Raw genomic sequence first — 10,918 nt, forward strand, 5'->3', positions numbered from 1 at the left:
ACCAAACGACGACGGCGGGAGCCACCTCCCGCCGTCGTCGTTGGGTATTGCTAGCTGCCTGGAACCCGGGCTTTAGGCTCCGTGGTTCAGGCTCAGCGTGAAGGTGTTCGGGCCGCTGGCGTGGACCGCGATGTTGCTCTTGGCGGTGTTGTGGCGCTCAGAGAGGTCGTGGATCAGGGCGTCCAGCTCGTGGTGCATGGTGGAGCGGTCCCAGAGCTTGTGGGTTACGGAGTTGGCAGTTTCAAACGTCATTGTTCAGTGCTTCCATTCATGATTCCGGAGGTCCGGCTGCCGCACCGATGCGGAGCCGCCGTGGGGCCAAACCAGGAACGCCTGAGACCTTGGGCAGCTCTGCGAGCTCACCGGTTTGGCCTCATTGCGTCCACCAGGATGGGTGCCCGACGTTCACTGCGGACGCGTAGCGTCGGAGGGAATGTCAGGGCTGCATCGGCGGGAAACTGCGTTGCCCGCCTTGCCTTTCCATAGTGCACAGCGCCGCGCGGGCGGCTCAAGCCAGATGGCAAAAATTGCGCGTGAGACTCATCACACCCGCGCGACGCGAACGACGACGCCGACGCCGACGCGCGGGCCTAGTGCGGGCGGTCCAGTGCGGACTAGTGACGGGCCCGCTTCGGCCGAAAACGCGAAGAGAGCGTGTGCTTGAGGCTCAGGCCCCGGGCAGGAGCGGGAGTGACCGGCACGGGTCCGCCGGGCTCCGGTCCCGCTGCCGCGGCGGCCCGTCCGTAGCGGGCGGCCAACGGCGCGGCGCTGAATCCATGGGCCAGGACGCTGAGCAGTACGGTGGCCGAGATGACGGCCACAGCCTGATCGGACACTGATCCAAGGGCTTCCAGCGCCAGCAGCGCGAACACGAGGGAAGCCAGACCCCGTGGACCGAACCACCCCACGAAGAGCACGGTGGCCCGGTCGAGGCCGGCACCAATCAAGGCCAGCGCCACCGGCAGCATACGCACCACCGTGAGGCTGAGCACGGCATACGCGATGGTCAGGGGGAGGGCGTGCGCCAGCATGATCGGCACGGTGATGGCTCCGAAGGCCAGCCACACGAGCAGTGACACCAGGCCGCTCATCTGCTCGACGAAGGCCAGTTCGGCCGGTGCCCGTTCCCCGGCGCAGGTGCCGAACGCCAGCCCGGCGCAGAACGCGGCGACGAATCCGTTGCCGCCCACGGCAAGAGCGGCGGTGTAGGCGAGCAGGCTCAGGGCAAGCACTCCGATGCCGGCGAAGTCCTCGGTTGCGGTCCCGCGCCGGCGGCCCAGCTGCAGCAGCCACCCGCCCGCGGCGCCGGCCGCTGCGCCGACGCCGGCGCCAATGAGCAACTCGACGGCCGCGCTGCCGGGACCGGGGGCGCTCTCCAGGCCTGCTGCGGCAGCCGCGCCGGCGATCGCCAACATGACGACCGGGGTTGCGATGCCGTCGTTGAGGCCGCTCTCTACGGTGATCAGCTGGCGGATGCGCGACGGCACCGCCGGATTCGTCACCACGGGGATTCCGAGTGCGGCGTCGGTGGGGGCCAGCGCAGCGCCGACGAGGAGGGCCAGCCACAGCCCGAACTGGGGAAAGAACCAGGCGGCCAGGGCCCACCCGAACAGAATCGTCAGCGGCAGGCCGACTCCCAGCAGCCGCACATAGCGGCCCACGTCCCGGCGCAGCTGCTGGAGCGGCAGGCGGGCGGCGTCCGAGAAGAGCACCCACACCAGAGTGACTTCGACAAGCGGGGTGATAGTCCTCAGGGGCGAGGGGCCATGGACCAGCCCGGACCAGGCAAGGGCTGCGCCGACAGCGGTGAACACAATAGGAGCGGTCAGGTCCGCCTGCTGCAGCCGCGCCGAAACCAGCGCCCACGCGAACAGGACGGCGGTGACGAGGACGAGGACGGTCAGCTCCATGACGGATCTGCGCTCGCTTCCGTGGGCGCCGCGTAAGAGTTGCCCGATTCCAGCAGCCGGATCGGTCCGCCCATAGGGATCACGCTCCCTCCGCCGCATATTGCACTAGACGTTCCCTGCAGTTCAGTGAATATGTTCAGTGAATCCCTCGGCCGGAGACTGCGCCAGAGAATTAAGCCCTGTTGTCCGCTCCTACGCCGGGATCAGTGGGTGGGGCTGGGGCTGGAAGAGGATGGGCTGGTGGATGGGCTGGCCCCAGGTGTGCCCGGCGAAGCTGTGCTCCCGGGTTGCGTGGTTGATGGCGTGCCGGATGCGGGTGGCGCTGGCATGTAGGACTGATATTCGGGCAGTGTGGAGTCGAGGACCGGGAGTTGTACATCGGCCGACGTGCCCGTGGAGTCTTCGCTTACCCGGACTGTGACCATGGAGCCGGGGGATCCCGCCGTGGACTCCAGCATCATGGCCGGTGGCTGCGCCAGGGAGGTGTAGCCGTTGGCCTTGACCGGAATCGATACCTTCGACCCTGAAGCGACTGAAATGGTGACCACCGCGTCCGTTGAGGACCTGTTGAACACGGTTCCCATGATTCGTCCGGGCTGTTCCGCTTCGTGGGAGAGGATGAGCATGTCCGACAGCTCCATCGGTCCGACGACGGTGTGGATCCCGTTGGTCGCTGGTGTGATCTTCGCGGTCTCTGCTGGATTGTCGTACGAGCATCCGGTCCCGGTCAGAAGAACCAGCCCCAGCGTGAGGGCGGCGGCCGCGTACTTTATCCCCGCCAGCAAGGCTGTGGTTGCCACGGCCGGCTCCTCTCGGCAGAAACTGGTTACCTCCGATTATGGTCCGGGTTGGCGCCGAAATCGAGGGAGCGTAGGCGCAGCGGTCCAGCGAGGGCCGACCGGTGCCCGCCAGACCGCGGATGACCCCCAAGGGAGGGTTTGTTTACTGATTTGCGGATCAGTATGCCCATATTTTCCGCAAATAGGAGATTATGGAGGTATGCCGAAAATTCGCGTATCAGAAGCAGCACGTTTTCTCGGGGTCAGTGACGACACCGTCCGGCGCTGGACCGAGAACGGGATCCTGACCCCGGTCAAGGATGACTCCGGCCGCCTGGCCGTCGACGGCCTGGAACTTGCCCACCTCGCCCGCGACCAGGCCCAGCTTCCCGAGGACCCCACCCGGGTGGGCAGCTCAGCCCGCAACCGCTTCGTCGGCCTGGTCACGGGCATCACCGCGGACAAGGTCATGGCCCAGGTTGAGCTGCAGTGCGGGCCCTTCCGCGTCGTGTCCCTGATGAGCAGCGAAGCCGTCCGGGAACTGGGCCTGGAGCTCGGATCCGTCGCCACCGCCGTCGTCAAAGCCACCACGGTCATCATCGAAACGCCCCACGGAAAGAGCGTCATATGAGCATGCCCCGCAGACTCGGCACCGCCCTGCTGGTCGCCGGCGCCCTGACCGCGGCCCTGGCCGGCTGCGCAGCAGGCACGCCCGGCGCAGCGGGAACCGCCTCAAGCACCGGTGCCGGTGCCAGCGGGACCCCCAAACTTTCCGGGGCGATCACCGTATTCGCCGCGGCCTCGCTGAAATCGACCTTCACCCAGCTGGCCGGCGACTTCGAGGCGAAGAACCCCGGCACCAAAATCACGCTGAACTTTGCAGGCTCTTCGGATCTGGTCACGCAGATCACCCAGGGCGCCCCGGCCGACGTCTTCGCGTCCGCCGACACCAAGAACATGACCAAGCTGACCGACGCGAAACTGATCGACGGCGCCCCGGCCAACTTCGCCACAAACGTCCTGGAGATCGCGGTCCCGCCGTCCAACCCGGCGTCGATCGGCTCTTTTGCGGACCTGGCCAAACCGGGTGTGAAGTTGGTGGTCTGCGCACCCCAGGTTCCCTGCGGTGCCGCCACCGAGACCGTCGAAAAAGCCACCGGCACCACCCTGGCGCCGGTCAGCGAGGAGTCCTCCGTCACGGATGTCCTGGGCAAGGTCACCTCCGGTGAGGCCGACGCCGGGCTGGTCTATGTCACGGACGTCAAGACCGCCGGCGACAAGGTCAGGGGCATCCCCTTCGCCGAGTCGGACCAGGCCGTGAACACCTACCCGATCGCCACCGTCGGTACGAGCCAGAACAAGGAGCTGGCCGCTGCCTTCATCGCGACAGTCACCGGCAGCGAGGGCAAGAAAGTCCTGAGCGACGCCGGATTCGGCACCCCGTAAAGGCCACCATGAACCGACGCAGCGGCACGGGGTACACCGGCATCCCGCCATGGATTTACGCCATCGCGGCGGCAGGGGCAGTCTTCGTCCTGCTGCCGCTGGTGGCCATGGTGGCCAAGGTCAACTGGCCGCAGTTCATCCCGCTGATCACCTCGGAATCCTCACTGACTGCCCTCGGTCTGAGCCTGCGCACGTCGACCGCGAGCACCGCCGCCTGCATCGTCCTCGGTGTGCCCCTGGCGCTCGTGCTTGCCCGGAGTCCGTTCCCGGGCCAGCGGCTGCTCAGGGCCTTCGTTCTGCTGCCCCTGGTCCTGCCTCCCGTGGTGGGAGGCATCGCCCTGCTCTACACCTTCGGACGCCAGGGGCTCCTGGGCAAAAGCCTCGAACTGGCCGGCATCCAGATCGCCTTCTCCACCACCGCCGTCGTCCTCGCCCAGACCTTCGTCGCCCTGCCGTTCCTGGTGGTCAGCCTCGAAGGCGCGCTGCGCACCGCCGGCAACAAATACGAGGCGGTCGCCGCCACGCTCGGGGCACGCCCGAGCACTGTGCTGCGGCGGGTGACCATCCCGCTCGTGCTGCCCGGCCTGGCCGCCGGCGCCGTCCTGTCCTTCGCCCGCAGCCTGGGCGAATTCGGTGCCACCCTGACCTTCGCCGGCAGCCTGCAGGGCGTCACCCGAACCCTCCCCCTGGAGATCTATTTGCAACGCGAAACCGACGCCGACGCCGCCGTCGCCCTCTCTCTCCTGCTGGTCGCCGTGGCTGTGGCCGTCGTCGGGCTCTCCTACCGTCGCCCGCGCATCGGCGTAGCACCGGAAGGGGCATTCCGGTGACCTTTGAGCTGGACGCGACGCTCGCGGCACGGGGCTTCGAGGTTTCCCTCCGCCTCGGGCCGGCCGAGACCATCGCCATCCTCGGCCCGAACGGGGCCGGGAAATCGACCCTTCTCTCGATCATCTCCGGGCTGCTACGCCCCGACGCGGGCAAGGCCGTGCTCGGCGGCAGGGTCCTGTTCGACCTAGCGGCCGACAGGCACGTCTGGAGTGCCCCGCACACCAGGGGCACGGCACTCCTGGCCCAGGAGGCCCTCCTTTTCCCCCACCTGAGCGCCCTGGACAACGTTGCGTTCGGACCCCGCAGCGCCGGCGCGTCCAGCTCCGCGGCCCGGGAAACGGCCCTGCACTGGCTCGCCGAAGTCGACGCCGGGGACCTCGCCTCGCGGCGTCCCGGACAGCTCTCCGGCGGCCAGGCCCAGCGCGTGGCCGTGGCCCGCGCCCTCGCCGCCGACCCCGAGCTGCTGCTGCTCGACGAACCGATGGCCGCACTCGACATCCATGCGGCCCCGCTGCTCCGCCGGCTCCTCAAGCGCGTCCTCGCCGGCCGCAGGGCCATCATCATCACCCACGACATCCTGGACGCCCTGATGCTGGCCGACAGGGTGATCGTCCTTGAGGATGGCCGGATCAGCGAGGCGGGGCCCACCCGCGAAGTCCTCGAAAGACCACGCAGCCGGTTCGCCGCGGGCCTCGCCGGGCTGAACCTGGTGGCCGGCACGGTCAGCGACGCCGGAGTCACCACCGCCCAGGGGATGGTGGTCGCGGGCCATCAGGACGGCACCCTCGGCCGCGGGCAGGAGGGCGTGGCGGTCTTTGCGCCGTCGGCAGTATCGGTCTTCCTCACCGAAGAGCACGGCAGCCCGCGGAACTCATTCCCGGTGAAAATCACGGACCTCGAGCCGCACGGCGATCAGATCCGCGTCCATGCCGGCGGCCTCTCCGCCGACATCACCCCGGCCGCGTCAGCCGACCTCGGCCTCACCCCCGGAATGACCGTCTACTTTGTCATTAAGGCCGCCGCCATCGCCATCTACCCGGCGTAGTCAGCATTTCTTGGCGGCGGCCGGGAAAGTGGACGGCGGCCGCCGGGGCCCGGCCCGAACGCGGTATCGCGGTGGAGACCGGCCTACCGGCATTCCGGTCGGCGGAGTAGTCTCGGTGCCGGGCGCTGCCGGCGCCGACCGATTCTGAGAGAAGCCGATTCTGGGAGAAAAGGGAGGGCTATGACTGGGAAGTATCTGGCGACGTCGACCATCACCATCGAGGCGCCCGCAAGCCGCGTATGGTCCGTGCTCACCGAGCCCGCCGCCATCAAGGAGTTCATGTTCGGCACTGATGTCGCGACGGACTGGACGGTCGGCGGACCCATCGTGTGGCGGGGCATTTGGGACGGTAAACCGTACGAGGACCGGGGCAGCGTCCTGGAGTTTGAGCCCGGCCGGCGGCTCGTGGTCACGCACTTCAGCCCGCTGAGCGGCCAGGCGGACGCGCCGGAGAACTACCACACGCTGACCTGGACGCTCGAGGACCAGTCCGGCAGGACAGAATTCACGCTCTCGCAGGACAACAACGCCAGTGCCGAGGAAGCCGAGCACTCGAAGGGCATGTGGGACAGCCTCGTGAAGAGCGTGAAAGCAATCGCCGAACGGCGATAGCCAGGACGGCGGGGGCATGCGCGCCCGGGAAACCACCCATTGACACCCCCGAGCGGCCGGACTATTCTACAACCAAATGGTTGTAGATCAGCTCCGAGCCCAACTCAGCGACGAAGAACTTGACCGCCTCTTCCAGGCGTTCGCCGATACGACCCGCCGGGACATCGTTCGCCGCGTGACAGTGGGCGAGTACTCGGTCTCCGGGCTCGCGGCCCTCTACGCCATGAGTTTCGCGGCCGTCCAGAAGCATGTGGCGGTTCTGGAACGCGCTTCCCTTGTCTCCAAGGAGAAGCGCGGGAGGGAGCAGATTGTGCGGGCGAACCATGACGGACTGCAACGGGCCCGCCGGCTGCTCGACGAGTACGAGGTCATCTGGCGGCAACGGGCCGACCGGATCGCAGACCTTCTCGCCGAAACAGCCACCACAGAACCTGACAAAACACAGACAGGCACCGGACAAACCAAAAACACACAAAGCAACAAAACTGAAGGAACAACTGAAGGATAGGAAGGGTTCGTCATGACGGTTATCAGTTCAGTCAAGAATCTTGAGGCGCTCAGCCTCACCGTGGTCGCCGAGTTCGACGCCGGAGTTGGGCGCGTCTGGCAAATCTGGGAAGACCCGCGCCTGCTCGAGCGCTGGTGGGGGCCTCCCACCTGGCCGGCCACCTTCGAGAAGCACGAGTTTGTCCCCGGCGGCGAGGCCAGCTACTTCATGACGGGGCCCGAGGGGGAGAAGGCCCGCGGCTGGTGGCGGTTCGTGACCATCGACGCCCCGCACCGCCTGGAGTTCGATGACGGCTTCGCGGACGACAACGGCGAGCCCGTGGCGGACATGGGCACCATTCATGGTGTTGTGACGCTGGAGCCAATCGGTGACCGCACCCGAATGACCGTCCTGTCCATGTTCGAGGCGGAGGAGCAGATGGAGAAGATTGTCGCTATGGGCATGGAAGAGGGCATGAGGGAGGCGCTGGGCCAGGTCGACGCGATCCTCGCCGAGTCCGTCAACGCCTGAGCTGCAACGCAAGCGGACGACGGCGGGAAACTCCCGCCGTCGTCCTCTTTGGCCCTATTCAGCCGGCTATGTACGGCGTTAGCATGCCATGTGACTTTCACGCACGGATACGGAACCAACGGCGACCTCCGCATGTACTACGAGGTCCACGGCCACCCGCGGGCGGACGAGCCCCCGCTGCTGTTGATCCCCGGCGGAGGCTCGACCATCGAGACGAACTATGCCGGCCTCATCCCGGCGCTGCTGGCCGAGAGCCTCCAAGTGATCGCCGTCGATGAAGAAGGGCACGGCCGGACCGCCGCGACCGGCCGTCCGCTGACCGCCGAAAACTCGGCCGACGACGTCAAGGCCGTGCTGGACGAGCTCAACGTGGACTCCGTGGATGTGCTCGGATTCAGCGCTGGGGGCCACACCGCGCTGGCGCTGGCGATGCGGTATCCGGCGTCTGTGCGGTGCCTGATAGCCGCCTCGACGTTCGTCAGCCGGGACGCGGTCAGCGACGAGTTCTGGGATGGCATGGCGAAGGGCACCCTCGGCGAGATGCCGGAGGCGCTTCAGGATGCGGACCGCAAGCTCCACCCGGAGCCCGGGCACCTCGAGCGGCTGTTCGAGCTGGACCGCCAGAGGATCCTGACATTCCCCGGCTGGCAGGACGATGACCTGCGCCGCATCACGGCCCGCACCTTGGTCCTGAGCGCCGACCGCGACGTCATGAGCCCCGAGCATGCCGTGCGGATGTCGCGCGTCATTCCCGGGGCGCGGCTGATGATCGTACCCGGCACGCATGGGGATTATCTGGGCGAGCTGGCTGCGAGCGGTGGCGACCTGAGGGCCATGCGGACGACGGTCCCGTACCTGCTGCGGTTCTTGGAGGAGTAGGCGGCAGCTAGGACGCCGTCGGCGTCGGGGTCTCTTCTGGAGTGGACGTCCAGCCCTGCCGGTGAAGCCGCTCAAAGCCGTCGAGGAGCAGATCGAGGGCGAACTCGAACTCGAACTGGTCGTCGCAGCCCTGTCCCACCACGGAGTCCTTGTGCGCGGAGGCCGTGGCGACCTTCAGGAGGTTCGGGTACCGCGCGGCCATCTCCCGGGACATGGCGGCCTGCGCCTCCGGCGGAAGGGTGACCGGCCCCTCCGCGCTCCCGCCGGCGGAGTCGTCGAACAGCTCCTGGGTGAACCCCCACATGCGGCTGCCGAGGGCATGCATGACGTGATGGGTCAGGTCCACGGAGAAGCCGCCGGCCAGGAACATGCCGATGAACGAGTCCATGTAGCCAAGGACCGCCGGCGTCTTGTTGGTGCGCGATTCCAGGACCTGCCGGCCCCACCGGTGCACCAGGAGTGCCCGCCGCGCCGAGAGCACCCTCAGGCGCACCGCATTCTTCCAGCCGGCATCGCGGACGGGGGGATCGATCTCACTGACAAGGGCGTCCACCATGCCGTCGAGGAGTTCCTCCTTGCTGGCTACGTGCTTGTAGAGCGCCATCGGCACGACGCCGAGTTCCTGCGCCAGCCGGCGCATGCTCAGCGCCTCGATCCCCACCTCATCGGCCAGCGCGACGGCGGCAGCCAGCACGCGGTCACGGCTCAACGGGATCCGGCGCGTGCGCTCCGCTTGCTGGGTCATTCGGCCACCCTTCCCTAACGGTTCCCTATTGACAAGTGTACGACGTACACCTAACGTGGCCGCATCAGGTGTACGCCGTACACCACGGCTCATGTACCACCGCCGTCAGCCATCCCAGCCAAGGACTACGCCGTGACAACACGAGCCAGCACCGCCCCCGTGCCCCGCGTCCGCCGCCGCCCCCAGTGGCCCGTGCCCGCCGGATTGATCCTGCTCAGCCTCATCCCGGTGATCGCGGGTGCGGCGCGGCTGACGGAACTTACCGGCGGCGCCGTCGTCACGGCCCAGAACGCCCGGTTCTTCGCCTCGCCCGTGCCCGTGGTGACCCACATTCTCAGCGTCACCACCTACAGCCTGCTCGGGGCATTCCAGTTCCTCCCGGCACTGCGGGGCCGCCGCGGCTGGCACCGGGCAGCCGGCCGGATCCTGGCGCCGGCGGGCCTGCTGGCAGCCCTGTCCGGCCTGTGGATGGCCGCCTTCTATCCGCTGCCGCCCGGGGACGGGCCGGCGCTCTTCGTCCTGCGAATGGTCTTCGGCTCGGCCATGGCGGCGAGCATCGTCCTGGGCGTCGCCGCGATTGTGCGCCGCGACTTTATGCGGCACGGCGCGTGGATGACCCGCGGCTACGCGATCGGCGTCGCCGCGGGAACTCAGGCGCTGGTGAGCCTGCCGTGGATTCTGCTGGTGGGGCCGCCCGATGAGCCGACCCGGGCAGTGCTCCTGGGGGCTGCCTGGGTGATCAACGTTGCGGTGGCCGAGTACGTCATCCGGAGTCGCCGCCGTCGGGGTCGCCGGACGCGTGCCGGCTCGCCGCAATCTTCCGGCGGAGCGGAGAGCATCCAGCGAGTTCGAGGCTGAGCGGGCGGACGAGGGTTAGACTCACGCGCATGACAATTGTGGACGATCAGGGACGCCCGGAGCCTCCCCTAGCAGGCGACGAAGCCGCGACCCTCCTGGGTTTCCTGGACTTTCAGCGGGCGACGCTGGCGTGGAAGTGCGCCGGACTGGACGCCGCCGGCCTCGGGGCGACTACTGCCGCCTCATCGATGACACTGGGCGGGCTGCTGAAGCACATGGCCTATGTGGAGAGCGCATGGTTTTCCCATTCCCTGCACGCGCAGGACCGGGAGGCCCCGTTCGACACCGTGGATTGGAAGGCCACCCCGGACTGGGAATGGCAGACCGCCGGCGGGGACACCCCGGACCAGCTGCGCACGCTCTGGGAGGACGCCGTGGACCGATCGCGGATCCGCGTCTCGGATGCCCTGGCCGGCGGCGGCCTGGACCAATTGGCCCGGCGCCCGTGGCAAGACGGTTCTGCACCGAGCCTGCGCTGGATCCTGTGCCACATGATCGAGGAATATGCCCGGCACAACGGCCACGCCGACCTCCTCCGCGAAGCCGTGGACGGGCAAACGGGGGAGTAGCCCCGGGGAGGGTGGACGCTTGCGCTTGCCGGTGCGGTCCTCACGTCCGACGGCGGGTAGTCGGCCGTCTAAGCGACCCTCCAACCATCAGTTGCGCTATCAGTCATGGCGGTTATGGACGCCGAATGACGACTATTGAGTCTCATGACTTAATGGACATTTCTGTCTCAAGACATCGTGGACAGTGTGTCTCAGGACATCGTGGACACTCGGACCGGTTTTGCTC

Annotated in this window: 14 protein-coding genes; 10 read left to right on the top strand and 4 right to left on the bottom strand. The window is 67.7% G+C overall.

Annotated features, from left to right (window positions below; translation table 11 throughout):
* Positions 1–72: 72 nt before the first annotated feature.
* The 3 genes from BLS42_RS19305 to BLS42_RS19315 all read right to left on the bottom strand — a co-directional run bounded on the left by BLS42_RS19305 (position 73) and on the right by BLS42_RS19315 (position 2,710).
* Complete coding sequence (locus BLS42_RS19305) at positions 73–252, bottom strand: hypothetical protein (protein WP_090583963.1); 180 nt, start codon at positions 250–252, stop codon at positions 73–75.
* Between the two features lie 362 nt (positions 253–614).
* Positions 615–1,910 (bottom strand): cation:proton antiporter domain-containing protein, encoded by a 1,296-nt coding sequence (locus BLS42_RS19310; RefSeq protein ID WP_090583964.1) that lies wholly within the window; start codon positions 1,908–1,910, stop codon positions 615–617.
* A gap of 203 nt (positions 1,911–2,113) precedes the next feature.
* Positions 2,114–2,710 (bottom strand): hypothetical protein, encoded by a 597-nt coding sequence (locus BLS42_RS19315; protein ID WP_090583965.1) that lies wholly within the window; start codon positions 2,708–2,710, stop codon positions 2,114–2,116.
* Between the two features lie 199 nt (positions 2,711–2,909).
* Between BLS42_RS19315 and BLS42_RS19320 the strand changes: the two genes are divergently transcribed.
* The 8 genes from BLS42_RS19320 to BLS42_RS19355 all read left to right on the top strand — a co-directional run bounded on the left by BLS42_RS19320 (position 2,910) and on the right by BLS42_RS19355 (position 8,520).
* Positions 2,910–3,320: a TOBE domain-containing protein gene (locus BLS42_RS19320; protein WP_090583966.1), complete on the top strand. Its 411-nt coding sequence runs from the start codon at positions 2,910–2,912 to the stop codon at positions 3,318–3,320.
* Entirely contained in the window at positions 3,317–4,135 is an 819-nt protein-coding gene (gene modA, locus BLS42_RS19325) for a molybdate ABC transporter substrate-binding protein (protein ID WP_090583967.1), read from the top strand. Before BLS42_RS19320 ends, modA begins: the two co-directional genes overlap by 4 nt.
* Positions 4,136–4,143: 8 nt before the next feature.
* Positions 4,144–4,965: an ABC transporter permease gene (locus BLS42_RS19330; RefSeq protein ID WP_090583968.1), complete on the top strand. Its 822-nt coding sequence runs from the start codon at positions 4,144–4,146 to the stop codon at positions 4,963–4,965.
* On the top strand, positions 4,962–6,011 hold the full coding sequence (locus tag BLS42_RS19335; RefSeq protein ID WP_090583969.1) for a sulfate/molybdate ABC transporter ATP-binding protein: 1,050 nt from the start codon (positions 4,962–4,964) through the stop codon (positions 6,009–6,011). The genes BLS42_RS19330 and BLS42_RS19335 overlap by 4 nt, the downstream gene beginning before the upstream one ends.
* 180 nt (positions 6,012–6,191) lie before the next feature.
* Positions 6,192–6,623, top strand: a complete 432-nt coding sequence (locus BLS42_RS19340) for an SRPBCC domain-containing protein (RefSeq protein ID WP_090583970.1) — start codon at positions 6,192–6,194, stop codon at positions 6,621–6,623.
* A gap of 76 nt (positions 6,624–6,699) precedes the next feature.
* Positions 6,700–7,131 carry an ArsR/SmtB family transcription factor gene (locus BLS42_RS19345; RefSeq protein WP_090583971.1) on the top strand — a complete coding sequence of 144 codons (432 nt, stop codon included), beginning with the start codon at positions 6,700–6,702 and terminating at the stop codon, positions 7,129–7,131.
* Positions 7,132–7,143: 12 nt separating this feature from the next.
* The gene (locus BLS42_RS19350) at positions 7,144–7,641 is read left to right on the top strand and encodes an SRPBCC family protein (RefSeq protein WP_090583972.1); all 498 of its coding nucleotides are present in this window, start codon (positions 7,144–7,146) and stop codon (positions 7,639–7,641) included.
* Between the two features lie 90 nt (positions 7,642–7,731).
* The gene (locus BLS42_RS19355; protein WP_218122140.1) at positions 7,732–8,520 is read left to right on the top strand and encodes an alpha/beta fold hydrolase; all 789 of its coding nucleotides are present in this window, start codon (positions 7,732–7,734) and stop codon (positions 8,518–8,520) included.
* 7 nt (positions 8,521–8,527) lie between these two features.
* On the opposite strand, the gene BLS42_RS19360 is transcribed toward BLS42_RS19355, so the two are convergent.
* Complete coding sequence (locus BLS42_RS19360) at positions 8,528–9,265, bottom strand: TetR/AcrR family transcriptional regulator C-terminal domain-containing protein (protein ID WP_090583973.1); 738 nt, start codon at positions 9,263–9,265, stop codon at positions 8,528–8,530.
* A gap of 132 nt (positions 9,266–9,397) precedes the next feature.
* On the opposite strand from BLS42_RS19360, the gene BLS42_RS19365 reads away from it, so the two are divergent.
* Entirely contained in the window at positions 9,398–10,123 is a 726-nt protein-coding gene (locus BLS42_RS19365; RefSeq protein ID WP_256336587.1) for a DUF2306 domain-containing protein, read from the top strand.
* 29 nt (positions 10,124–10,152) lie between these two features.
* Entirely contained in the window at positions 10,153–10,692 is a 540-nt protein-coding gene (locus BLS42_RS19370; RefSeq protein WP_090583975.1) for a DinB family protein, read from the top strand.
* Positions 10,693–10,918: the final 226 nt, after the last annotated feature.

The organism is Arthrobacter sp. ov407, from assembly GCF_900102895.1.
In the GTDB taxonomy this organism is placed as follows: Bacteria; Actinomycetota; Actinomycetes; order Actinomycetales; family Micrococcaceae; genus Arthrobacter.